We start from the raw sequence: 24759 nt of genomic DNA, 5'->3' as shown, positions 1-24759 counted from the left end.
ATTTCCCCTCTAATATTTTGAAAATACATAACAAAAAAGGAAAAATGAGATATACCGTATTTTTCCATAAATAGAAATAATAGTGGATTGTTATGAAATGATTTTTAGTATAAAATAATTTTTGTTAAATATTTCACAATCAAGAACGAAGAAATTAGCAAAATGATTTATTTTTTTATAACTATTTGTGAAATAGTTCACATTGTAAATCACATTTGAAATAATATTAATTATTTTATATGGCAATATTAAAAATAATAATGTTTGTGAAGTTATTTAACAAAATAATTAGGTTGGATGCTAGATTTTGAAGGTTAAATCTAAGAACCTAAACAAGGGAGTAAACCAAATGTTAGTAGATAGTTTTAATCCATTTAATAATCTTGCAATTTCAGCACTAGTTGCGGCTGTACCGATTCTTTTATTTCTTTTATGCTTAACAGTATTAAAAATGAAAGGTATTTATGCAGCGTTATTAAACCTTGGAATTACGTTTATGATCGTACTAACTATCTTTAAATTACCAATTGGCGAATCAATCGGAAGTGTTACCCAAGGAACCATTCAAGGATTATGGCCGATAGGTTATATCATTGTAATGGCTGTGTGGTTATACAAAATAACAGTTGAATCTGGGAAGTTCGATATTTTACGTAGTAGTATAGTCGGTATTTCGAGTGATCAACGGATTCAGTTTTTATTGATCGGATTTTGTTTTAATGCTTTTCTTGAAGGGGCAGCAGGTTTTGGAGTACCTATTGCTATTTGTGCGGTATTATTAGTTTCTGTCGGCTTTAAACCATTACAAGCAGCTATGCTTTGTTTAATTGCAAATGGTGCATCTGGTGCGTTTGGAGCAATTGGAATACCAGTGGGAATTATTGATACATTTGGATTACATGGTGTAACTTCAATGAAAGTTTCAATCATGACTGCACTAACATTACCGATTATTAATTTTACGATTCCATTTCTATTAATTTGGCTAATCGATGGATTTAAAGGAATTAAAGAAATTTTACCTGCAATTTTAGTAACGTCAATTACTTATACAGTTTCTCAAGCAATTATGACAATCTTTTTAGGTCCAGAGTTAGCAGATATTATTCCTTCATTATTAACAATGGGTGTTTTAGCATTATTTCTTAAAAAATGGCAACCTAAAAATATTTTCTTACTAAATGGGAAAGAGTTTAAAATTGAATCTTATTCAATGGCTGATGTGATTAAAGCATGGTCACCATTTTATTTACTAACAATTTTCGTATTAATTTGGAGCTTAAAATCATTTAAAGGTTTATTTGCTGTTGGAGGAGCACTAGCTTCTACTGTAATAAAATTTGTTGTTCCAGGTTCTACAATAAACGTTAGCATTGATCTAATCGGAGCAACAGGTACTGCAATTTTATTAGCAGGAATTGTCACTATTTTCTCCACTAAATCAATAAATGTAGGGAAGGGTTTTGCTCTACTAAAAAAAACAATCTCTGAATTTTGGATACCGATCATAATGATTTGTGCAATTATTAGTATCGCAAAATTAATGACATATGGAGGATTAACAAGTGCATTAAGTCAAGCAGTTGCACACACTGGAGATGCATTTCCATTCTTATCTCCAATTTTGGGATGGATTGGGGTATTTATGACTGGTTCTGTCGTAAATAACAATACTTTATTTGCTCCAATTCAAGTTTCAGCTGGTAATATTTTAGGTACAAATCCTTCGTTATTAGTATCAGCAAATACTGCAGGTGGGGTAATAGCAAAACTAGTTTCACCTCAGTCAATCGCAATCGCAACAGCTGCAGTAGGTGAAACCGGTAATGAATCAAAATTAACAAAGATGACTTTAAAATATAGTTTTGGATTACTAGCATTTGTTTGTATTTGGACATATATATTATCATTTATTTATTAAGTTTTAGAGTCTTGAGAGAATTTTTCTCAAGACTTTATTCTTAAAGTTGATTTTTCGAAAATTTGATTACTCATTCATAGACCCATAAGTTTAACTCTATTAGACCATGTTTAGATCAAAAAATCGATTAAATTTTGCACTAAATATGGTCAAATGCCTATGTAACAAGGATTGTAGACCTTACATATACTTTATTGTGATTTCTAAAAGTTAAGTGAAGGAGGCAATCTTTATGAAGGGATATTCACCTTACTACGGCGGAGGCTACGGTTGTGGCTGGGGATGTGGCGGAGGATTTGCGTTAATCGTTGTATTGTTTATTTTATTAATTATCATCGGTGCGTCTTTTGTAACTTTCTAAAAACTATTGAGCGTCAGCCACAGAAACCGACTAACGATTAGTTAGTCGGTTTATTTCATTTTACACAGAATTCATACTGTTTTTTTTAGTTTTACTCTTTTCACCAACTTTTTATTTAGTGCATATAAAGAAGTAGGTATATAACTAGAAAATTTTACTTAATTTAGTAAGTTTAAATTGTCCTATTAAACAAGGAGGACCATAAATGAAAAATCAGCTATATAAACCTCAAAGACATTGGAAAGATATTCCTCTATGGAAAGATGTTACGGATGAACAATGGAACGATTGGCTATGGCAATTAACGAATACAGTCAGAACATTGGATGACTTGAAACAAGTGATTGATTTAACGGAAGATGAAGAAGAAGGGGTAAGAATATCAACTAAAACAATTCCATTAAATATTACTCCTTACTATGCTTCTCTAATGAATCCAACCAATCCACGCTGCCCCATTAGAATGCAATCTGTACCAATTAGTAAAGAATTAAATAAAACAAAATATGATTCGGAAGATCCACTAGGAGAGGATGATGATAGTCCAGTTCCTGGATTAACTCATCGATATCCAGATCGAGTGCTTTTTTTAGTTACAAATCAATGTTCAATGTATTGTCGCTACTGTACAAGACGTCGATTTTCAGGTCAAATTGGTATGGGAGTACCGAAAAAACAATTAGATGAAGCAATCGCCTATATTCGTGAAAATGAAGAAGTAAGAGACGTACTGATTTCAGGTGGGGACGGTTTATTAATTAATGACAATATTTTGGAATATATTTTAAAAAATTTAAGAGCTATTGATCATGTGGAAATTATTAGAATTGGCACGAGAGCACCAGTAGTATTTCCGCAAAGAATTACTGAAAACTTATGTGAAATATTAAAAAAATACCATCCTATATGGTTAAATACACATTTCAATACGAGTATTGAAGTAACCGAAGAAGCAAAAAAAGCATGTGAAATGCTTGCAAATGCTGGCGTTCCAGTTGGGAACCAATCAGTTATTTTAACAGGGATTAATGACAGCGTACCGATTATGAAAAAGTTAATGCATGACTTAGTAAAAATAAGAGTCAGACCATATTATATTTATCAGTGTGATTTATCAGAAGGAATTGGTCATTTTAGAGCACCAGTTGCAAAAGGCTTGGAGATCATTGAGGGGTTACGTGGTCATACTTCTGGTTATGCAGTACCTACATTTGTAGTAGATGCACCAGGCGGAGGAGGTAAAATCTCACTTCAACCAAACTATATCGTCTCACAAAGCAGTAAAAAAACCGTACTAAGGAATTTTGAGGGTGTCATCACATCCTATCCAGAGCCTGAAAACTATAAAGAGGATACGGCAGAAGAGTATTTTTCACTAGTTTACCCTGATTATTTAAATAAGGCAGCTAAGGTTGGTATTGCTAGTATCATGAATGATCAGGTGCAAAGTCTTATTCCTTCAGATTTAGAAAGAATGAAAAAGAGAGAACAATATCAAACAGATCCATCTCATAGTTCATTAAAAAATAAACGAGAAAAAAGGGATGAACTAAAAGAGAAAAAGTTTCAATCACAAATTCAAAAAATGGATGGAAGTGTAAAGAAAGATGAATAATACTTTAAAATGTGATTGGTGCGGTGAGGAGAATGTACAGGAAACAAAAGCAGTGGTACATTGGGAATTACCGGATGGTTCCCGAGCAATCACAATTACAGGAGTACCATCATTTCATTGTGATCAGTGTAAATTTACCTATCAAAAGGAAGAGATGGTCAAATCAATAGAAGATCAGTTATTTCTCATTTCAACAAAATTACTTCCGGTTTCAGTCACATTTGATGAATTAATGAAGCAGCCGAGATTATTAAAAAGAAATTATTTTGACTTCTCGTCATAGAACGAGTATTTTTAAAATATAAAATAACTCTGTTATTGTATAAAGCATATTCAAAAAGTAATAATATTTTTAGAAAAAGAGACAAAATAAATAATAAAACTGAGGGAGAATCATGAGAAAGTCATTTTACCATTATATGATGAAGCATAGAAACTATAAAATTCCTAATGAAATTGGAATATTGGCAGATCATCTTTTTAATGATCACTCATTTCCAAAACATTCTTCAAGCTATGACGAAATTAGCTCGTATTTAGAGTTTGATGGCACTTTCCATCAATCGATGAGCGTTTTTGATGAAGCATGGAACTTATATTTAGAAGATCAATAAGATGTGACTTAGTTTAACTAAGTTGCATCTTTTTTTAATTGCAAAATATCCCACTAATTAATTGATTCTACCATTTTTGAAACTAGCTATTAATTTCTTACCTACAAAATAGGCTAATCCCTTTTTTTATTTACTATGAAAATGACAGACAATTATCTATTGGTTGCATAGTATACAGTAAAAACGAATTAGTCACGACGTATGGAGAAGGAGGTAAGAAGTATGACAAAGAAAAAACAACCAAAATATAACGTAGATGATATTGTCGTGATTACGTTATATGGTACTGTCGGTAAGATAACAAATATAAACTTTCTATTTTTATTGGGAATTCATCACTTACGTAAAATGCAAAATGCTAAGGTGATTATATGTTAGCAGCTATCTATCTTAGACTTTCAAGAAATGAAGAGCAAAAAGATGTAGATGAAGTTCTACTGAATCATAAAAATGCTTTGATTAAGCTTGCCAATCAGCATAATTTAAACTATATCATTTATCAGGAAATTTCGAGTGGTGTAAATACGGATCGTGAACAATTAAATTTATTGCTTAAGAAAATACATGAATTTGATTATTTAATTATTATGGATATAGATCGTCTTTCGCGTGATAATGCTCATGCGGAACAAATCAAGCAAGTATTAATTCTAAATGATATTAAAATATTAACCCCACAAGGTAAAATAGACTTATCCCAGGAAACGAATGAAATGTTATTTTCATTTCAGGCGGTATTGGCTAATTTTGAGTATAAGCAGATAAAGAAGCGGTTATCAAGAGGTAGATTAGCAGCTGCGGAGCAAGGAAAATGGGTAATGAGTAATAAGACCCCACTCGGATATTGTAAAAATTCGGAAAAAAAATTAGAAATCATTGAAGATGAAGCGAAGATCATTCGACTAATATTCGATAAATCGCTAGAACGTGTTTCAGTAAATGAAATAGCACGGCAATTAAATAGGTTAAATTGGAGGAGTAGACAAGGTAAAATCCTTACTACATCACATATTAGCCAATTACGTACAAATCCTGTATATTATGGAGCCATACAGGCTAAAAGACGTATTCATAATAAAATTATTGATGAAGTTTTTATTGAAAATGCACATGAGGCTATCATAACAAAGGAGCAATTTTTTGCCGTCCAAACCATGTTGGAAAATAATAAAAATGTTTATTTTCAAAACCGAAAAGCAATTCGTAGATTACAAAATTTAATATACTGCAATTGCTGTGGGCGGAAGCGATATATTCAAAAAGATAATTCAACTATTGATTTTATAAAATCATGTTCATATAAAATATCAAACAATCAATGTAAAGATCGCGGCTATAAATATCAATTTGTAGAGGAATTTGTTTTAAAAAGCATTAAAGAAAAAAAATCAGAGCTAGTGGACGCGCTAAAAATGCTAGATTCTCAGAGAACAATCGAACTAGAACAAAGATTAACGACTGAACTCGTTTCATTAATTAAACAAAAAGATAAAATTAAAATACGACAAAATAACGTTAGAGAAATGAGAATGGATGGAGAAATTACTAAAAAGGAATATGAAGAACTAAAAAGTGAACTAATCGGCCAAATGAATCAAATGAACGAGCAAATTGAACTCTATCAGACTCAATTAGAGAATTTAAAAAACAAAAACGATGATCGTCTAAAAATAGAGAAGATCATTGAAACGCTAGACAATTTAGAAGTCATCGATCCTGAAATATGTAATCAATTTTTAAAATCATTTATTAATAAGATTTGGTTTAGTAGTAATATGGATTCAAGTCATGATACTACTCGGAGTAAGGAGATTGCCACTATTAAAATAGAATGGATCTAATGCATCAATTAACATTCTATGAAACAAAAAATTCACGTTAAACAACCATGTTCGGTTTTGAGATTCTTAAAGTTAAAATAAAAAGTTCAGTTTAGCATCTTCGAAAAGATTGAACTGAACTTTTTTGTTGTAATGCAATTTTTAAAAACTTATCTGTTATTAATCAATCGAACTAATTCATTAAAATATTTTTCAGCTTCCTTGGTACTTCTGGCACATTTTAACCTTTTCATTAAAATATTGTAATGAAAATCAACTTCTTCATTGGTTGCATCATTAGTACTGTCATCTTCATTATTTAGTTCTATTCCATCGACAACACCCGTATCTGTTTGATGCATGTTTCCCTTGTTATTTGATGGGGCACTTGCTTTTTTGTTCTCATTTTTCTCTTTCTCCATTTCTTCAAGCGTTGAACTAAAATCAATGATTTTGTTATTAACGTTTTTATCAACCAATTTTTCTAAATAAGCACCGCCACTAACTCCACAAATAAATGCATAAATGATAATAGATACAGGAGTTTGATCATCTGTCGTTAGTACAGCAATAAGGTATGATATACAACCTGCCATAGCTCCAAGAATTATTTCACGCTTAGATCCAAGTGAATATCTTTCTCTACCATCAGAATCATTAAACCGATAACTTCTAATGTAGCCCTCATTAGCTAATAATATATTGGCATAACCACCGATTGCACCAATTAATATTGATAGAAAGGTCAGAAATATATCATTAGATGATAATGTATCCAGCCAATTCTCGTACATATTGGTACCCTCCCGTTTTTGTTAAACTATATGGAGGGTGTTTTTAGAATAGTACACTTAGATGCAATACTTTATAAAGGTCATATTTTAGGTGTTTATAAAAAACTTTATCAGAGAAGCAAGGTGAAATAGGTTGATCTAGTTTGTTATTATATTAAATCTCAACAAGTTCTTGTTTATTTAAAAAAGAGCGAATCGTTTGATTAAATTTTTCTGCAGCTTCCATTTTGGTTACATGGCCAGTATTTTTGAAAATAACTAATTTTGAATGTGGGATACTTTTATGCATTACTAATTGGAGCCATACTGGCGTAATCGGATCATACTGACCACCAATAATAAGCGTTGGTACCTTAATATTTGGTAACAATTCTCTATTATCAACCTTAAAACAGGCTCTCATTGACCTGTCATATCCTTCTGGGTTTGGGCGATAATATTGTTTAAATTGTTGTAATGACTCTTTTTCCCATGAAAAAAGGCATGTTCTTGCTGTCATCTCATTTATTTGTTGGGGTGTGAAAATTTTTGAACGAAACTCTTTATAATGAATAAACCATAATCCTAGTAATCTTGGAGCAAAATGAAATGTACTAACTAAGATTAAAGAGCGACATCTTTCAGGTGCTTGGCGGTACATTTCTTGTGCAACAGTCCCACCCATAGATAAGCCTAAAATATGTGCGCTTTCAACTCCTAACACATCCATTAAATCAAGTACATCTTTTGCGAAGTTCTTAATTGAAATGCCTTCAGTTAAATCATTTTCACCATGGCCACGCAAATCTGGAATAATTAATTCGAATTCATTCGCTAGTTCATATTGTTTAAACCAGCTTTCTTTTACTTCTCCAAGACCATGAATTAATACGAGAGGTTCTCCAGTACCTAACCGGTCATAATACAGTTTGATCCTTTCGGTTTTTATAACGTACAACTTTATCACTCCTTTGTATTTTTTTTACTAAAATATTTAACGAATAAACGCTATGTTTGAAGTTTTTTGAAAATTTATAATAAATTATATTTACTGTGTTGACGCTATATTCATCTATGTGTAAAATACACCTATTAGATTTTTTATAGAGGTGTTACCAATGAACAATGATAAAGATAAAAATATTACCCCTTCAAAAAATTTTATTATGCCTTTTATTCTTCTACTTCTTAGTCGGATGACACTTCATGGCTATGATCTAATTCAAAAGCTCCACGCATTCGGGTTTCAAACACTTGACCAAGGAAATTTATATCGATTATTAAGACAATTAGAGAAAGAAAATCTTGTACAATCAAAATGGGATACGAAAGGAAGCGGACCTGCTAAGCGCTGTTATTCAATTACAGAAGCTGGGAAGGCTTACTTAACAGGTAACGCAAGACAACTCGAACTTTATCAATCAATGCTTGATCAATTTTTCAAAATGTACACTAGTTTTCTTGAGCTCTACATTCCTCCATTACAAAGAGAGGATAAAATAGAGAAAAATTCGAATCCCAAAAAGGAGGAAGAAGTTTGACGACACAGAAAGCTTCAAAGCCAAAGGCGGAAGTTCCAAAAATTAAAGATGAGAAAGTAGAAAAATATTTTATGGATCCTTTTTTTAATACGCTCTGGGATCAATATGAAAGTAATTTGACATACATAAAGAGACAGTAGAGAACAGCGGTTAAATTCGTTTATTTAAAAGAAACAAGGAAATTTAATGAGGAATATCGTAATGTAGTAAACGGTTTATTCGAAGAAATAAAGTACTTTACTAATCATATAAAAGCAAATACATCAAGAATTAAAAATCCAAAAATAGATGAATCTTCAGAAATTCAATCAAGTGTTAATCTATTTGAAGAAACGGTAAATAAATTTGGTGAGTTATTATCTACTCCGTTCAAAGCCTCAGTTGAGTTAATTGAAAAGGTAGAAGAGCAATATGAACAGTCTGGAAAATACTACATAGAGGGTTTTAAGGAAAGAGAGCGGGTATGGTCATCATTAAATGAACATTACTTGCAATCCTTAAGAGCAGCACATACAAACTTTAACCATCGTATTGAGGATAGCTTTAAAATGCTTACATCTTTTAATAAATAATTAAATTTTAGCCCTTTTCTTCGCACTGAAACAACTCCTTAAAATCAGAAGAGCTGTTTTTTTATGCCTTTTATGTTTTACTTTTAGCCAGTTTGGTCGATTACAATACCTACCTCAGTGAACTTTAGACTAGACCTTTGAATAGTCTATAGAGGGGTGTTTCTTCATGGGTCAATTTAAATATGAAGAAATTGGAACGTTAAATGCAAAACTCGCTGCAGAAGCATTACTAAAATTAACTTTAAAAATAAAAAATGAGGATATAAAAATAAAAACATCTGATAAGCCAATCACTTAAAACTTGGGTCTGTGTGATACAGACTGATTGCAAGCGCTTGTCAACAGTCTGGCCACTCACTTAAAAACTGAGTGGTATTTTTGTCTTATTAGCCAATAAAAATAGAAAGTTAATAAATATTAAACTGATGGACGGCGTTTTTGTTTATGAAGTCAATAATCATGACGGACTTTATGTTGAGAATACTCTTCAGCTTCTCAACGAATATGATGGGAAAAAACTTGAAAAAGAATGGATAGAAGTAAATTATTCATTTTCTTTCGGGGATCTTGTTCAAGTCAATGGCTATGAAAAAGAAATATTTCGAATTGTGGGGTACCGTACAGAGGTTTGGCGATATAAAAATGATGCTTGGGAAGATACAATTTACGAATTAGCGCGTATTACTGATGGAGAATGGTTAGAAGCCGATGAAACAGATTTAACTCTAATTGCATCAGCACAAACTGCAAATGCAATTCTAAAAAAACTAAGAAATGATAAAAATGGCATTACAAAATTAGACTTAGAAAAACTTCGCTCAATGAATGATTTTAATAAAAGCAGAAATAAAACAACAAAACAAGAAATAATTGATGGATTATTAGATATATATAATGATTACGCTGTTTTATATTCAATCTTCCAAGACGAAGAATATAAAATTGTGATGGATCTAGTGCTTAAAAATTTAAATAAATTCTCAGAGAAGAAAACAAATTGAGAGAGAGGATATTCTACAATAATTGTAGAATTATATGAATCATAAAAGGTATGCCTATCCCTATTAAAATATAAAATGCAATTGTCGTCAGCTTTTCAACAGCTTCTTCAAACAGTTCATCATTAACCATTATTTCTTTTAAATTAGCTAGCTTGTCCATCTTTATCATTGTAATCTCGCTCCTTTAACATGTTTTAATTGAATATATGCTTGTCAATGTTGTATTATGCTAAAGGTTACATATTAATATTTTTTTGTGCTTGGTAAGGTTTTTTTCATATTTTCTCATTTTTCACATAATAACTAGTAAGGGGTGATGCTAGTGAAAGAAATTGAGGTAGTTATTGATACGGAAGAAATAGCAGAATTTTTCTATCAACAGCTCATTCAGCGGGGGTATGTTCCAGAGGAAGAGGAAATTGAGGAACTAGCGGATATTACTTTTGAGTACTTACTGGAAAAATGTATGATTGATGAAATCGATGAGGAAGAAGAATAGTCATGAAAGTGGCGACGGGTGCTCTCGTCGTTTTTCTTTTGTGTATCCAAAGTACAAGCAATTAAGATGCATTAACTGGAATTTATATTGGAGGATTATATGAAAAAAAATAATTGGATACTAATTTTTACTTCTATTTTTCTATTTGTTATTTTAGGACTTATTTATGATTCCAAAATGATTCGGAGTTTGGACAATTCAGCGTTTAAATTCTTTGAATTCATTCGAACAGATGCGCTAGATTCATTTTGTTATTTTTTAAGAGATTTTGGTTCTTCAAAAATGTATTTAACATTTGCAGTCATTGTTTTAGTTTATTCAATTATACGTAAGCGCATTTGGACTGGTCTATCGTTACTTATTACATTATTGACAGCTAGAGTGGTTGTTTCCTTTTTAAAAGATCTATATAAAAGACCACGACCAAGTTCAATGTACTATGTGGAAAGTGGATTTAGTTTCCCAAGTGGTCATGCAGTAATGGCAACATCCTTCTTTCTAACTTTAGGCTTTATTTTAATTGTCATTCAACCTGCAATGATGAAACACAAAAAAATGATTCAATTTATCGTTCTTTTAATGATATTTTTAATATCAATGAGCAGAATATACCTACACGTACATCATTTCTCAGATATTATTGCTGGCTGGTTAGTAGGATATGCATGGTACAGTATTTGTAAAAATGTATTTATTAATTTACATGAAAGAAAACAGCTTTAATTGAATAGGATAAAATTACACCTATAATCGAAATGATATAGGTGTTTCTTTTTGTTCCCGGTTAATTGGAAAACCAACAATCATCAATGAAATTAAGCACAATAAATCACCTCATGAGATATATATGATCTAAATCAAGTCCAAATTGCCTATAAATGATAAAGACAAGTAAACCAGGAAATAGAATATGCATACGAAAAACCACAAGGTTCAATTACCTTGTGGTTCAATTTATTTTATATAAATTTTAGGGATAATCCCAGACTTATCAAGATTTAACCTAACTTGATATTATTCAAAAGTTGATAAAAATTCTTCAACTGATTCTGGTGTTTTGGCATTTGCGCTATGCAAGTGTCCAATTTTTTCACCATCTTTAAATACAAGCAAACTCGGGATTCCCATTACTTGTTGTTCACTTGCGATTTCTGGAAATTCGTCGCGATCCATTGTGTACCAAGTAAATGAAGGGTGCTCTTCAATTACGTCTCCGATAAAAGCATCTAAACGTGTACAATCAGGACACCAAGTTGCATAAAACTTCACCACGATTGGCTTTTCACTTTTAATTATTTCCTCGTATTTTTTTACTTCTTCTATTTTTTCCATAATTGCCTCCTAAAGCTTTGATAGGTTTATTTTGAATCATATTAATTAGTATTTCAATTATTTTAACCTAATAATGCATTTTTAGAATTAATGTGATTAAAAAGCATACAAATGTTCGTATGTTGATGTAAAATATAAGATAGAAAAGTTGTTCTATAAATTTAGTAACAATGAAAGTAAAGAAAATGATGAGGTGTATTTAATGAAGTTTATTCATACAGCAGATTGGCACCTTGGTAAAATTGTACATGGTGTACATATGACAGAAGACCAACGATTTATATTAGAAGAGTTCATTTCAATAATTAAAGAAGAAAAGCCAGATGCTATTGTTATAGCAGGCGATTTATATGATAAAAGTATATCTCCAACTGAGGCGATTGAACTATTAAATGAAGTATTCCATAAAATTGTTATTGAATGTAATACGCCCATTCTTGCGATTGCTGGAAATCATGATAGCGCTGAACGAATTGAATTTGGTAGCCGTTTTATGGAAAAAGAAGGCTTATATTTAGTAGGGAAATTTCAAACTCCATTTAAGAAAGTTATTTTGAATGATGCTGATGGTGAAGTTCATTTTTATTTAATTCCTTATGCCGAACCAAGTATTGTACGTTATATTTTACAAAACGATGATATCCATTCACATGATGACGCTATGAAAGCAATTATAAATAAAATAAGAGATGAAGAATTAGACCCATCAGTACGAAATGTATTTGTTGGACATGCATTCGTAACAAATAATGGTGAGCCTTCAGATGAAGAGACAGAAGGTGAACGTACACTCTCTATTGGTGGAGCTGAATACGTATCACATCATAATTTTAAACATTTTAACTATACAGCCCTAGGACATTTACATCGAGCACATTTTGTAGGAAATCAATCAATTCGTTATTCTGGATCTCCATTAAAGTATTCACTTTCTGAAGAAAACCATAAAAAAGGCTGCTTAATTGTTGAATTAAAAGCTGACGGTGAGCTATCAGTAGTTAAGAAAGATTTTCATCCAAAACGAGATTTAAGATCGATCGAAGGAACGATTGAGGAAATCAGACAGCATTCTGTAAATCATGATTATGTATTTGTAAAATTAACTGATGAGCATATGGTCGTACATCCGATGGAGCAAATTAGAACAGTTTATCCAAATGCAATGCATGTTAGTCGTAAGCGAACGACATTACAAACAGATAAAACAAATCAACTGAGTTTAGTGGGAAAACAATCAAAAAATCAACTTGAGTTGTTCCAATCTTTTTATAAAGAAATGAAAAATGAAGATTTGAAAATTGAAGACGAACAATATATGAAAGAGATTATTCATGAAATCTTTGTAAGGGAGGAATAGATTTGAAACCATTAAAAGTAGTACTTCATGCATTTGGACCTTACAAGGATAAGGTATATGTTGACTTTAGTCGACTAAATGAAAAAGGACTATTTGCAATAACTGGTCCAACCGGTGCAGGAAAAACAACAATATTTGATGGAATTTGTTTTGCACTTTTTGGAGAAGCGAGCGGTGAAAATAGGAATGACCAAACATTGCTTCGAAGTCATTTTGCCGATGATGATCTATATACTAGTGTTGAATTAACATTTGAATTAAAAGGAAATCATTATAATATTTTTAGACAAAAAGGTCATCAAAAGAAACAAAATAAAAGTATTACCGGTGATAAAATTGAGTTTTATAAAATTGAGAATGAAGAAAAAGTACCTTATTGCCAGGAATTTAACAAAACTTCAATCGTCAATAAAAAAGTAGAAGAATTATTAGGGATTAATGCAGATCAATTCAAACAAATCGTATTACTTCCTCAAGGTGAATTTAGAAAATTATTAGTTTCCGATACAAAAGAAAAGGAAGAAATTTTGCGGAAAATTTTCAGAACTGAACTATTTGAAAAAGTAACTGAAACTCTAAATTTAGCTAGAAAAAACATGGAAAGTAAATTTACTAATTTAAAGCAGAAAATCGTTATTAAATTAGAAGTGATTGAAAAATTGTTAAGCGAAAAAGGAATTCAAATTACCGATGATTCTCAAATTAATCTTCATATTGTTAATGAGATTTTGACTGAACATATATTAAGTTTAATGGATGATTTAAAAAGACTTGAAGAAAATGAGAAAATCCAAAAATCACAATTAGAAGTTAGTCAACAAAAGCTATTTTCAGCAGAAGCCCATAATAAAAATATTGATCGATTAAATGAAGTCATTGAATTATTAACAATGTTAAAAAGTCAAGAGTTAGAAATAGAAGATAAAAAAGTAAAAATAAAATTAGCCACAAATGCTGAAAAAGTATTGCCTATAAAAACTGAACTTGAGAAACTAAAAAATTCACTTCAAGTAACGAACGGTAAATTATTATTCGAAATAGAGAGTTTAAAAGAAACACTTTTTAATATTGAAAAAATCTCTGCGGAAGTAGTGACATTACCTGAAGAGCAAAAAAAATTAGGTAGCTTAGAAAGCCAATTGAGTAATTTATTAGCGTTAAAAGAAGATGTCGATCAATTTCAAAATCATAAGGTAGCGTTTCATAATAAATCAAAACAGATTCTATTATACGAAAATGAAGAAAAGACATTACAAGATGATTTAAAGAAAGAGAACGAAGAATTAAATCAGTTAAAACAGCAACTAAATGATTTAGAAGGTATTCATGATCAATGGGCTAAGCTCTCCTTATTAAATAAGGAAATTTCATTAAAAGGTGGGTTTGCTAAACGAATCTTTTTTGCAAAAAAAGAATTAGAGCAAAAACGAGATGAATATCAAATAAAAAATTTGGACCATTTAAAGCTGAAAAATGAATTGGACAGAATTGAAAGTGAAATGCATCAGCAAAAAGCCGCTTTTTTAGCGAAAGATTTAAAGGATCAAGAACAATGTCCAGTTTGTGGAAGCACCCATCATCCATCACTTGCTAAATTTAATGGGACAGTCAATGAAGAAGAAGCAGAAAAATTGAACATGCAAGTAAATCAATTCCAGACTGAACTAGCAACAATTCAAGGGGAAATTAAGAGTAAAGAAAACTCATTAAAAATTGATGAACAATCATTTTTTGAGGAGCATGGGCAATTTGAATTTACAAATGATGCTCTTAAAGCTCTTGCTAATGAGTTTAAAGAGAATGAATCAAATTTAAAAATTCTGACTGAGAAAAAAGCTGTTTTTGAGAAGATTAATAATGTAATAAAAACAAAAGAACAATTAATTAGGGATTTAACCGTAAAAGTTACTGAGAAGACTGAGGCATTGAATAAGTTTACAAATGAACTAAATGAATTAAAAATTCACATCATACAAATTGAATCAAAATTACCTGAATCGTTAAGAACTCTTGAGAAATGGCAATTGGAAAAAAATGAAATTGAAAAAAATATAGCAATTTTAAAAGTTAAAATTTCAAAAATTGAAGAAGAATATAGAATCTTAACTGAACAGAAGACGGTTAAAGAGACTACTCGCACTCATCTTGAGAAAGAAGTTTTAAAATTAAATGAAGAGATTCGAACAACAACGCTTCTTTATCATGAAAAAATAGCTAAGTACGAATTTAACGGAGAATCAGAGTTTATAAGTGCAATTGATTATATACAAATGATTGAACAATATCGAAATGATTTATCAATGTTCGAAGAGAATCTTCAAAGATTAAGTACAGAAAAAGAGTTGCTTGAAAAACAAGTTCAATCGATGGAAAAAGTTGATGTAAGTGAACTTAAAATGAAGGTACAAGAAATTACTCAGCATTTAGACGCGATCGTTAATGAGATGATTCGTATTCAAGAATTAAATAAGCGATTAAGTCAATTGAAAATTGACCTACAAATCTATCAAGAGGAATTTGTAGAAACTGAACAAAAATTAGCAGGTTTAACGGATTTATATAAAGTTACAAAAGGAGATAATGATAAAATGATTTCGTTTGAGCGATATGTCTTATTGGATTATTTTGAACAAATTATTGAATCGGCAAATATCCGACTTGACCATTTATCAAATGGCCAATTTCAATTGCAACGAAAAGATGCAGTTGAAAAAGGAAGGAAACAAAGTGGTTTAGGATTGGAAGTATATGATTCCTACACGGGTCTTGCTAGGGATGTAAAAACATTATCTGGTGGAGAGCAGTTTAATGCATCACTTTGTTTAGCACTAGGTATGGCAGATATCATTCAAGCACATAAAGGTGGCGTATCAATTGATACGTTGTTTATAGATGAGGGATTTGGATCGCTAGATGATGAATTATTATCAAAAGCAATTGATACACTTATTCAGCTTCAAAAATCAGGCCGGTTAATTGGCGTTATTTCTCATGTGCAAGATGTAAAGGATGCAATGCCTGCAGTAATTGAAGTTCATAAAACGAACAAGGGATATTCAGAGTTATCAATTTTAATTAAATAAAGTTGTAAGATAGCCGGAAACTAATCGAATGTTTCCGGTTTTTTATTTTTCCTAAAAAGATTTCGACTAGAAATTTTTCGAGTGAAATATATTTATTTATAAGGAATCAAGCTTTTGAAAAACAATCCAGACAATTAATAACTAAATTTTCGTAAAAGGAAAAAGTTGAGGTTGAATTCCACTAAGAATGAATACCTAATATACGGTTTCCTATTGACCGTTTTATGGTTTCAACTCTTTGACTATATTTAACTATAAATACATTAGAAATTAAAATGCTATTTTATGATCCTCTCAATCAACCTGTTTATTGGTGGAATTTGGCAATAATTGACATAGTATTGCAAATTTAAACAAGAATAGATATAATAATTAAAAAATTTAAATATATAAAATTTTCAATATATTTAATCTGATCAGAAATTTACTTACATAAAACAAAAATAATTGGGGGTATTGAAATGAAAAAGGTTAAAAAACTATCGTTTGCATTTGCTGTGACGACAGCACTAATTTTATCGGGTTGTGGTAAGGAAGCGAAAACAAGCGGAACAGCAGATAAGCCATTACGAGTTGTAACTGATGCTGCCTATGCACCATTTGAATATCTTGATAACGGTAAAATAGTAGGATTCGATGTTGATTTTACAAATGCAGTTGCGAAAGAAGCTGGGGTGAAAATTAAAATTGTGAATACTGGATGGGACCCATTATTTGCTGAAATTGGTGGCAAAACTGCTGATATTGGTATGTCTTCTATTTCGATTAATGCAGATCGTGAGAAAACATATGATTTTACAACTCCTTATTTTCTTTCGATTAATAAAATTCTAGTTCCAGAAGGTAGTAGTATTAAATCAGCCGCAGATTTGAAAGGTAAAGTTGTAGCAGTACAAAATGGTACAACAGGACAAGAAGCTGTTGAAAAAATGTATGGTAAAAACAATAAAAATCTAAAAAAATTCGAAAATAACAATTTAGCAATTTTAGAGCTTCTTAGTGGAGGAGCTGATGCAGTAGTCGCGGACAATGGTGTTCTTGAAGCGTATGCAAAAAATAATCCGGATAAAAAGCTAGTTGTTATTGATGATAAAAATAGCTTTGAACCTGAATACTACGGCCTATTACTTCAAGATGGAAGTAAATTAAAAGGTAAACTTGATAAAGCAATTAAAGAAGTAGTAAACAATGGTACTTATGAAAAAATTTATAAAGAGCACTTTGGATCAGAGCCAGATCTTGAAACATTAAAAGCAGAAGAAAATAAATAGGAAATTAAAAATTGCGTAACAGGAAATTATGTTACGCAATTTTATCTAAATGGGGGAAAAGAAATGGGATTTGATTTTGGAATTATAAAAGAATACATACCGTTTTTCCTTAAAGGAACTGGATTAACAATTGGCTTATCTTTTGCAGGAATATTCTTAGGTACAATAATCGGATTATTTATTGGATTAGGTAAAATGCAATCAAATAAATGGTTAGCTCTACCTTTTGTTTGGTATATCAATTTCTTTAGAGGTACACCGTTATTTGTACAAATTTTATTAATTCACTTTGGGGTAGTTCCGTATTTTATAGGGGAGACAAACGCAATAGCAGCCGCAATCATTGCACTATCATTAAATGCAGCAGCATATATTGCTGAAATCTTTCGTGCTGGAATTCAATCAATTGATAAGGGGCAAATGGAGGCTGCTCGTTCCTTAGGAATGACGCATGTACAAGCTATGAAACATGTGATTTTACCTCAAGCTATAAAACGTATGATACCTCCACTTGGAAATGAATTTATTGTCTTAATTAAGGAATCTTCAATTGCAGCTATTATTGCTGCACCTGAGCTTATGTATTGGAGTAGGGCAATGCAGGGGCAATATTATAAAGTATGGGAACCGTACATATCTGCTGCTGTAATCTATTTGATCTTAACTTTAACATTAAGCTTTGTTTTAAATCGCATTGAAAGAAGGTTGACTACGGGATGATTAAAGTAGAAAAATTAAAAAAATCATTTGGTTCACTAGAAGTATTAAAAGATATCAACATTACCATTCAACCACGTGAAGTATGCGTTGTAATCGGTCCTTCTGGTTCAGGTAAATCAACCTTCCTTCGATGTTTAAATATGTTAGAAACAATAACAGCGGGTAAAGTTTTTATCGAAGACGTCGATCTTACCGATAAAAAAACAAATATAAATAAAATTCGTACTGAAGTAGGCATGGTATTCCAACATTTTAATCTATTTCCACATTTAACAGTTTTAGAAAATATTACGCTAGCACCTAAAAAAGTAAGAAATCGAGCGAATGATTTTGCAAAAACGAAAGCACTTGAACTATTAAAAAAAGTCGGGCTTTCAGATAAAGCAAATGTATATCCTGACTCACTATCTGGAGGGCAAAAACAACGTGTTGCGATTGCAAGAGCACTTGCAATGGAACCAAAAATTATGTTATTCGACGAACCTACATCCGCTTTAGATCCTGAAATGGTCGGTGAAGTTTTAGAGGTTATGAAGCAACTTGCTAAAGAAGGAATGACAATGGTCATTGTTACACACGAAATGGGCTTTGCTCGTGAGGTTGGTGATCGCGTAATCTTTATGGATCAAGGGTATATAGTAGAAGAAAACAGTCCTGTGCAAATATTTGATTTCCCAAAACACGAGCGCACGAAAAGTTTCTTAAGTAAAGTATTATAAAGAAGATATTAAACAGATGAGGTTATCCCGACTTTTCAAGGGAACCTCATTTTTTTATGTCAAAGTACATTTGGTATTCAGTCTGAACTGCAAATAAATCTTTGCTAGTCGCAAATAAGGAGTTCAACTGTGCAAATAAAAGATGAAAAGTTGCTAAATAAGGACTAACTGCAAATAAATTTTGAGAATCGCAAATAAAAATGGCAAAACAGCAATTAAAAATGACAGAACAGCAAATAAAATCAGCAAAACTGCAATTAAATCCTTAAGAATCGCAAATAAGATTAAAAATTACCCGTACCAGTTAGGGTATTATGACTTGTTTAATGAACAATAGTAGATTATTTTAAATGGAAATCTAGAAAATATGCTCTAATTCTTTCTATATCACTTAAAAAGTTGATAAAAACAAGCTAATTATGAGTTGAATAGATCAAATTGGTCATCTAGACCCCCAATAGTTTGAAGAGAAAAGCTCTCGATTCCTATTTTATTACTCGAAGTGTTTTCTTTTCATTCTTTTCTAAATATTATGCTAAAATTTATTTATGACAAAAAAGGAGTGTAGGACAATGGAAATTCAAAGAATTCTAGTGACTAGCCGTATTCATCATAAGCTTAAAGATCTAATTGAATCACATAATCTATCAAAAGAGTTTCGTTTTTTACCTGAAGATGAAGTAACAACAGAGGATTATGAGTGGGCTGATACATTTGTTGGTTTTCGTCCAACACCAAATTTTGAATTTGGAAACATCAAGTGGGTCCATTCATTAGCAGCGGGTGTAGATAGTTTCATGAAAATTAAATGGAAAAATGATGTGCTTTTAACGCGAACGATAGATGTTTTTGGTCCAAAAATGAGTCAATATTGTTTAAGTTACATACTCCAGGATTCACAATTACATGAACAATTTTCAAATTTACAGAATGAAAATAAGTGGGAATTTCATATCCCAAAATCTTTAGAAGACCAAAAAGTAGTCATTTATGGTACAGGGGAAATCGGAGGACATATTGGTAAGGTATTATCAAGCTTAGGAATGAAAGTATATGGAGTTTCTATGAGTGGTAGTCAAAAACCATATTTTGAAAAAATAGTTCCGTTCCAAGAAGCATCTACAATTTTAGATCATACCGATTGGATTATTAGTGTTCTTCCATCTACGAATGAAACTAAAAATATATTAGATATGAATACATTTAAACATTTAAATAATGTAGGATTTATAAATGTTGGTAGAGGTGCAACTGTATGTGAGGACTCTTTAAAGGAAGCTTTGAATAATGGGTATATTAGAAAAGCTATTTTAGATGTTTTTGCTGTTGAACCACTTCCAGCCGATTCAGAATTATGGCAAATGCCGAATGTAAAAATAACTCCACATATTTCGGCAGTTACTTTACCAAATGATGGTGTTAAGTGTTTTGTCAATACACTTTCATCATTAGAAAATAACGAGAAACTAAGAAATATAGTGAAGATTGAAAAGGGATATTAATTTTATGAAGTAGAAAGGGCATTATTTGCCTAAAGTTTGTCAGGAGATGAATAGTTAAATTTTTCATTTCACATTAAGAAATTATAAATTTGCAGCTATGAAGGGGATTCAACGTAGTTGCAAATTTTAGGAATTAAGTATAAGTGCAACTACGCCTCTGTCTTCGCCTTAAAGCTCGCCAATCGTCGAGTTTTCTTTATTATCACAAACATGTTAGGATATACAAGTAACAAATTGATTAAAAAGGAGAATACAAAAAATGGCAATTATTGACGTTTCAATCGTACCAATTGGCACAGAAACACCTAGTGTAAGTGCGTATGTAGCAAATATACATAAAGTTTTAGAAAAGTATAATGGCGAAGTAAAATTCCAGCTTACACCTATGAATACAATTATTGAAGGCGAATTACCGTTATTATTAAAAGTTGTACAAGAAATGCATGAGGTACCATTTGAAAATGGAATTTCAAGAGTAGCAACGACTATTCGAATCGATGATCGTCGCGATAAGAAGAGTACAATGGAAGGTAAGTTAGCTTCTGTTCAAGCAAAACTTGAACAAAACTAATTTTGACTTGATAAAGTGACTTGATAGGTTTAACAACTTATCGTCACTTTTTTTTGTGATTTGAAAATAATCGCGTGATTATTTCGAATATTCTCTTGAAATTCCAAAATTTAGTTGATAAACTAAACTAATCAGTCAGTTTAAATATATTTATTAAGTAAAGGAATGTCTTCAATGCCAAAAGTCTCAGATGATTACAAAGAACGCAAAAGAGAGAGTCTTCTTGAAAGTGCTTTAAAATGTTTTGGAGAAAAAGGTTATCATACGACAACAATGGATGATATTGTTGCATATTCCAAAACGAGTAAAGGGCTAATTTATAATTATTTTAAAAGTAAGGAAGAACTTTATTTAACTTTAATGCAGGAAAGAACAGTTCAAACATTTGAAAAAATTAATGAACGATTTCAAAAATTTAGTTCATCAAAAGATAAGTTAAAAGAGCTATTTCAAATGTATAGTGAAATTTCTTTAACAGAATTATGGCGAAATATGATTAGAGTCCATATGGAGTTTTGGATTAATTCAGCTAGGCATGAAAATCTCCAAGCCATTATGATTGAAAGATACAAAAATCAATATCGTTTATTTTTAAGTGAAATTATTAAACAAGGAATAGCATCTGGTGAATTTAAGAAAACAATCGATCCTGATATTATTTCTAGTTTGTTTTGGGCTAATATTGATGGCATTTGCTTACATTATTCAGTTGTAGAAGAAGATGAAATTTACAAAGCACAATTTAAAGCCGCAGAAGAAATGATTATGACTTATATAGTCATTCAAAATTAAGATTTTGGGTAGAGAAGGTGAATACTTTCCTACCTAAAATTTAAATTCAGAAAATTTTTTATGTTAAAAATAAAGTAAACAACATACACTATTCATAGAATAAAATAAACTTAATAGTCAGTTTTAATTAGGAAGGAGGAATCAAGATGATTTCAGTCCAAATTAGAATTATTTGTTTGTCTATGTATTGATAGAGGTGTAGTTTTTAATTTTGGTAGAATGAAGGGATTATAATGGGAAAGAAAGTCTATTTTTTATATACAAAGGCATTCTCGGATATAGGTAGTATGATGGAATTGGTTGTAATGAATGCAGTGATCTACTCGATGACGAAAAGTACATCATGGCTGGCTGCGGTTCTAGCACTTCGTGTGTGTGGTGGGATATTAACAAGTTTATTTTCTGGTGTAATTGCTGATCGATATAATCGAAGAAAGCTAATGATATTCAGCGATATTACTAGAGGAATAAGTATTCTTACCTTATGTATTTTCCCTTCACCTTTAATGTTTGCGATTGTAGCATTTATCATTGGCGCATTAGGAAGCTTTTTTTCAGTCAGCTTTAGTGCGGATTTACCTCAAATATTTGGTGAAGAAAATATTTTAAAAATAAACGCTTTTATTTCACGCCTTGCTGCAATTAGTATGGTTATTGGATTTTTAGGATCAGCATTCTTATCAACGGTTGTAGATTATCGTGTAATAATCGGAATAGATGCCCTTTCTTATTTCTTATCCGCATTTGTTCTAATCTTTTATAAATGGGAAAATGCGGTTAAAAAAGGTGTAAACAATCAATGGAAACAACTATTTAATGATTTGAAAGAAGTAAAAACTTATGTACTAATGAAACCGCTATTAGTATTTGTATTCATTGTATTTTTATTTCAAACATTCTCAGCAAGCTCTCATAATGTGGGAGTACCAATATTAGCAGAAAAAATTAGCACAGAACATGCAACATTTTACCAAGGACTTATTTGGGGAACTTGGGGTATAGGAGGAATCCTTTCGACTTGGTTAATTCCTAAGGTCTCTTGGTTAAAAAAACATTATCTTTTTATGTATTACGGAACTTCCGTTCTAACATCAATCGGCTTCATATTATTTTTATCGAATCAAATTTTATGGGTAGTATTTTTCTTCGCATTTTTTACAGGCTTTTTTGATAATGCAGCAGGTACTTATTTTTCAACAATGATTCAAAAAACTGATAATTCGATAAGAGGTAGAATCTTCGGAGTCGCAAATTTGTTAAATAGGCTTGGTTTTACGATCGGTTTTGTAGCTGCATCACCATTATTATCATTTTTATCAATGCCACATCTTGTTTGGTTGTTTCATGGTAGCCTAATCATTATGATTTTATGTGTAACCAGTTACTTACTATTTAAGAAAAAAATTGCTTTTAACTATGATCAAATTCAACAAAATGAAAATGAGCTCATCATTTCTAAATAAAAAAGGACGTGACTTAATGGAAACAAATTTGAAAAAAAGTATAGAGCTAGAAAAAATAAATTATTTCAGATGTAGCGAAGTAGACGTTGAATTAGCTTATCAAGCATTTTCAGTAGGTTTTTCAGATTATATCGTTAAATTCAATTATTCTAAGGAACAGTTTGTAAATTTGTTTTTTGGTCCAGAAGGTAACAAACCTGAGCACTCTTTCGTGGCAATTTATGAAAATGAAGCAGTAGGTGTGATTTTAGGCGGTATTAAAATGTATGAAACGATTAAAACAATGCGATGTGGAACTTTGGCTATTAGTCCAGACTATAGGGGGTTAGGTGTTAGCCAAAAGTTATTTGAACTGCACAAAGAAGAAGCAGCGAAAAACGGATGTAAACAACTATTCCTAGAAGTAATTGTTGGAAATGATCGTGCAATTAATTTTTATAAGAAACTTGGATACGAAAAGATTTATGACCTTTCTTATTTTACTAAATCAGATTTAACAAGTTTACAACAAATACAATTAGATCCTAGTACAGAAATAAATAAAGTTGAATTTAAAACTTTCAAAGAAACAATTACGAATTGGGACTATCATATAAACTGGCAAAATGACATTGATTATTTAGAAAAACTAACTAATTTTAGTTACTTTCTAGCTAGAGTTAACGATGAAAATGTTGGTGCTTTAGCAGTTAATGAAAATGGTAGAATAAGTCTCCTAATAATTGATAAAGTTTACCGTAATCGAAAAATAGCAACTAGCTTATTGCAATCTGCGGCTAGTGAACTAAATTTAAAATCTTTCTCAACATCAATACCAAATAATAATAGCCTTGAAGGTTTCTTGCATAAACTAGAATTTAAGAAAGAAAAAATAGCTCAATATGAAATGTACAAATTGATTTAGAATCAGAAGGAAGGGGTGGCAGTACCCTTTTCTTCTCTTAAGAATTTGTACTTTTGCCTATATACTTGACCTTGCTCCTAAATGAGCTAATCTCCGTACATTGGATAGTATGGAGGTGATTTATAATGTATGATTATCGTCAACAAATCGAGCAACCATATTATCCATATTCCGGTGTACCGCAACAAGAAGATGAAAGATTTTTCCCATTCTTCTTTCCGTTTTTATTGGGTGCAGCAGCATTTGGCCCATGGGGATGGGGTAGACCATGGGGCTGGGGAAGACCTTGGGGATTTTATCGTCCATGGGGCTGGGGCCGTCCATGGGG

27 protein-coding genes and 2 pseudogenes are annotated in these 24759 nt (G+C 31.2%); 25 read left to right on the top strand and 4 right to left on the bottom strand.

The genetic code is table 11. The features are described 5' to 3' along the window. Positions 1–349 precede the first annotated feature (349 nt). The 7 genes from COI44_RS16710 to COI44_RS16685 all read left to right on the top strand — a co-directional run bounded on the left by COI44_RS16710 (position 350) and on the right by COI44_RS16685 (position 6352). Positions 350–1921, top strand: coding sequence for an L-lactate permease (locus tag COI44_RS16710; RefSeq protein WP_098428936.1), 1572 nt, complete (start codon positions 350–352; stop codon positions 1919–1921). A 232-nt stretch (positions 1922–2153) separates the two neighbouring features. Then, positions 2154–2282 (top strand): YjcZ family sporulation protein, encoded by a 129-nt coding sequence (locus COI44_RS16705; RefSeq protein WP_098428935.1) that lies wholly within the window; start codon positions 2154–2156, stop codon positions 2280–2282. 205 nt (positions 2283–2487) lie between these two features. Beyond that, complete coding sequence (gene kamA / locus COI44_RS16700; protein ID WP_098428934.1) at positions 2488–3897, top strand: lysine 2,3-aminomutase; 1410 nt, start codon at positions 2488–2490, stop codon at positions 3895–3897. Further along, positions 3890–4180 (top strand): YokU family protein, encoded by a 291-nt coding sequence (locus COI44_RS16695; protein WP_091021129.1) that lies wholly within the window; start codon positions 3890–3892, stop codon positions 4178–4180. The genes kamA and COI44_RS16695 overlap by 8 nt, the downstream gene beginning before the upstream one ends. 112 nt (positions 4181–4292) lie before the next feature. After that, positions 4293–4511, top strand: a complete 219-nt coding sequence (locus COI44_RS16690) for a YozE family protein (protein WP_025671848.1) — start codon at positions 4293–4295, stop codon at positions 4509–4511. 222 nt (positions 4512–4733) lie between these two features. Further along, entirely contained in the window at positions 4734–4889 is a 156-nt protein-coding gene (locus tag COI44_RS24240) for a hypothetical protein (protein ID WP_176547360.1), read from the top strand. Continuing rightward, on the top strand, positions 4883–6352 hold the full coding sequence (locus COI44_RS16685) for a recombinase family protein (protein ID WP_098428933.1): 1470 nt from the start codon (positions 4883–4885) through the stop codon (positions 6350–6352). The genes COI44_RS24240 and COI44_RS16685 overlap by 7 nt, the downstream gene beginning before the upstream one ends. 149 nt (positions 6353–6501) lie before the next feature. Here COI44_RS16685 and COI44_RS16680 read toward each other — a convergent pair whose 3' ends face one another. Next, positions 6502–7125, bottom strand: coding sequence for a hypothetical protein (locus COI44_RS16680; protein WP_098428932.1), 624 nt, complete (start codon positions 7123–7125; stop codon positions 6502–6504). 154 nt (positions 7126–7279) lie between these two features. After that, positions 7280–8062, bottom strand: a complete 783-nt coding sequence (locus tag COI44_RS16675; protein ID WP_098428931.1) for an alpha/beta fold hydrolase — start codon at positions 8060–8062, stop codon at positions 7280–7282. A 160-nt stretch (positions 8063–8222) separates the two neighbouring features. Here COI44_RS16675 and phaQ point away from each other — a divergent pair, with 160 nt between their 5' ends. The 5 genes and pseudogenes from phaQ to COI44_RS16660 all read left to right on the top strand — a co-directional run bounded on the left by phaQ (position 8223) and on the right by COI44_RS16660 (position 10218). After that, positions 8223–8645: a poly-beta-hydroxybutyrate-responsive repressor gene (gene phaQ, locus COI44_RS16670; RefSeq protein ID WP_098428930.1), complete on the top strand. Its 423-nt coding sequence runs from the start codon at positions 8223–8225 to the stop codon at positions 8643–8645. Further along, positions 8642–8785: a hypothetical protein gene (locus COI44_RS24235; RefSeq protein WP_179887155.1), complete on the top strand. Its 144-nt coding sequence runs from the start codon at positions 8642–8644 to the stop codon at positions 8783–8785. Before phaQ ends, COI44_RS24235 begins: the two co-directional genes overlap by 4 nt. Positions 8786–8821: 36 nt before the next feature. Continuing rightward, positions 8822–9217 (top strand): annotated as a pseudogene (locus tag COI44_RS24870) (hypothetical protein); the annotation flags it as partial. Positions 9218–9383: 166 nt separating this feature from the next. Then, a complete protein-coding gene (locus COI44_RS24660) occupies positions 9384–9515 on the top strand; it encodes a hypothetical protein (RefSeq protein ID WP_286163953.1) in 132 nt (43 codons plus the stop codon). A 127-nt stretch (positions 9516–9642) separates the two neighbouring features. Continuing rightward, positions 9643–10218 (top strand): hypothetical protein, encoded by a 576-nt coding sequence (locus COI44_RS16660; protein WP_098428928.1) that lies wholly within the window; start codon positions 9643–9645, stop codon positions 10216–10218. A gap of 13 nt (positions 10219–10231) precedes the next feature. Here COI44_RS16660 and COI44_RS24230 read toward each other — a convergent pair whose 3' ends face one another. Then, positions 10232–10387 carry a hypothetical protein gene (locus tag COI44_RS24230; RefSeq protein ID WP_176547362.1) on the bottom strand — a complete coding sequence of 52 codons (156 nt, stop codon included), beginning with the start codon at positions 10385–10387 and terminating at the stop codon, positions 10232–10234. Between the two features lie 153 nt (positions 10388–10540). On the opposite strand from COI44_RS24230, the gene COI44_RS16655 reads away from it, so the two are divergent. Both COI44_RS16655 and COI44_RS16650 read left to right on the top strand, forming a co-directional pair. Continuing rightward, the gene (locus COI44_RS16655) at positions 10541–10717 is read left to right on the top strand and encodes a YozD family protein (protein WP_069032035.1); all 177 of its coding nucleotides are present in this window, start codon (positions 10541–10543) and stop codon (positions 10715–10717) included. A 99-nt stretch (positions 10718–10816) separates the two neighbouring features. Beyond that, positions 10817–11440 carry a phosphatase PAP2 family protein gene (locus tag COI44_RS16650; RefSeq protein ID WP_098428927.1) on the top strand — a complete coding sequence of 208 codons (624 nt, stop codon included), beginning with the start codon at positions 10817–10819 and terminating at the stop codon, positions 11438–11440. A 291-nt stretch (positions 11441–11731) separates the two neighbouring features. Here the strand turns inward: COI44_RS16650 and COI44_RS16645 are convergent, their stop codons facing one another. After that, complete coding sequence (locus COI44_RS16645; RefSeq protein ID WP_098428926.1) at positions 11732–12049, bottom strand: thioredoxin family protein; 318 nt, start codon at positions 12047–12049, stop codon at positions 11732–11734. A 202-nt stretch (positions 12050–12251) separates the two neighbouring features. On the opposite strand from COI44_RS16645, the gene COI44_RS16640 reads away from it, so the two are divergent. From COI44_RS16640 to COI44_RS16590, 11 genes and pseudogenes are all read left to right on the top strand, one after another. Further along, positions 12252–13406 (top strand): exonuclease SbcCD subunit D, encoded by a 1155-nt coding sequence (locus COI44_RS16640; protein ID WP_098428925.1) that lies wholly within the window; start codon positions 12252–12254, stop codon positions 13404–13406. A gap of 2 nt (positions 13407–13408) precedes the next feature. Further along, a complete protein-coding gene (locus tag COI44_RS16635) occupies positions 13409–16489 on the top strand; it encodes an AAA family ATPase (protein WP_098428924.1) in 3081 nt (1026 codons plus the stop codon). 461 nt (positions 16490–16950) lie between these two features. Then, positions 16951–17760 (top strand): basic amino acid ABC transporter substrate-binding protein, encoded by an 810-nt coding sequence (locus COI44_RS16630; RefSeq protein WP_098428923.1) that lies wholly within the window; start codon positions 16951–16953, stop codon positions 17758–17760. 63 nt (positions 17761–17823) lie between these two features. After that, positions 17824–18480: an amino acid ABC transporter permease gene (locus COI44_RS16625; RefSeq protein ID WP_098428922.1), complete on the top strand. Its 657-nt coding sequence runs from the start codon at positions 17824–17826 to the stop codon at positions 18478–18480. Beyond that, the gene (locus COI44_RS16620) at positions 18477–19199 is read left to right on the top strand and encodes an amino acid ABC transporter ATP-binding protein (protein ID WP_098428921.1); all 723 of its coding nucleotides are present in this window, start codon (positions 18477–18479) and stop codon (positions 19197–19199) included. The genes COI44_RS16625 and COI44_RS16620 overlap by 4 nt, the downstream gene beginning before the upstream one ends. A 572-nt stretch (positions 19200–19771) precedes the next feature. Next, the gene (locus COI44_RS16615) at positions 19772–20701 is read left to right on the top strand and encodes a D-2-hydroxyacid dehydrogenase (RefSeq protein WP_098428920.1); all 930 of its coding nucleotides are present in this window, start codon (positions 19772–19774) and stop codon (positions 20699–20701) included. Between the two features lie 259 nt (positions 20702–20960). After that, positions 20961–21272, top strand: a complete 312-nt coding sequence (locus COI44_RS16610) for an MTH1187 family thiamine-binding protein (RefSeq protein WP_097978604.1) — start codon at positions 20961–20963, stop codon at positions 21270–21272. 174 nt (positions 21273–21446) lie between these two features. Next, on the top strand, positions 21447–22064 hold the full coding sequence (locus COI44_RS16605) for a TetR/AcrR family transcriptional regulator (RefSeq protein ID WP_179887154.1): 618 nt from the start codon (positions 21447–21449) through the stop codon (positions 22062–22064). 233 nt (positions 22065–22297) lie between these two features. After that, a complete protein-coding gene (locus tag COI44_RS16600; RefSeq protein ID WP_098428918.1) occupies positions 22298–23527 on the top strand; it encodes an MFS transporter in 1230 nt (409 codons plus the stop codon). A gap of 16 nt (positions 23528–23543) precedes the next feature. After that, on the top strand, positions 23544–24431 hold the full coding sequence (locus tag COI44_RS16595) for a GNAT family N-acetyltransferase (RefSeq protein WP_098428917.1): 888 nt from the start codon (positions 23544–23546) through the stop codon (positions 24429–24431). Between the two features lie 125 nt (positions 24432–24556). After that, positions 24557–24759, top strand: a pseudogene (locus tag COI44_RS16590) (hypothetical protein); the annotation flags it as partial.

This window comes from Bacillus sp. AFS088145 (assembly GCF_002564465.1).
Lineage (GTDB): Bacteria > Bacillota > Bacilli > Bacillales > Bacillaceae_G > Gottfriedia.
The sequence above is the reverse complement of the archived record's forward strand: the minus strand, read 5'-3'. Positions and strand labels throughout refer to the sequence as shown.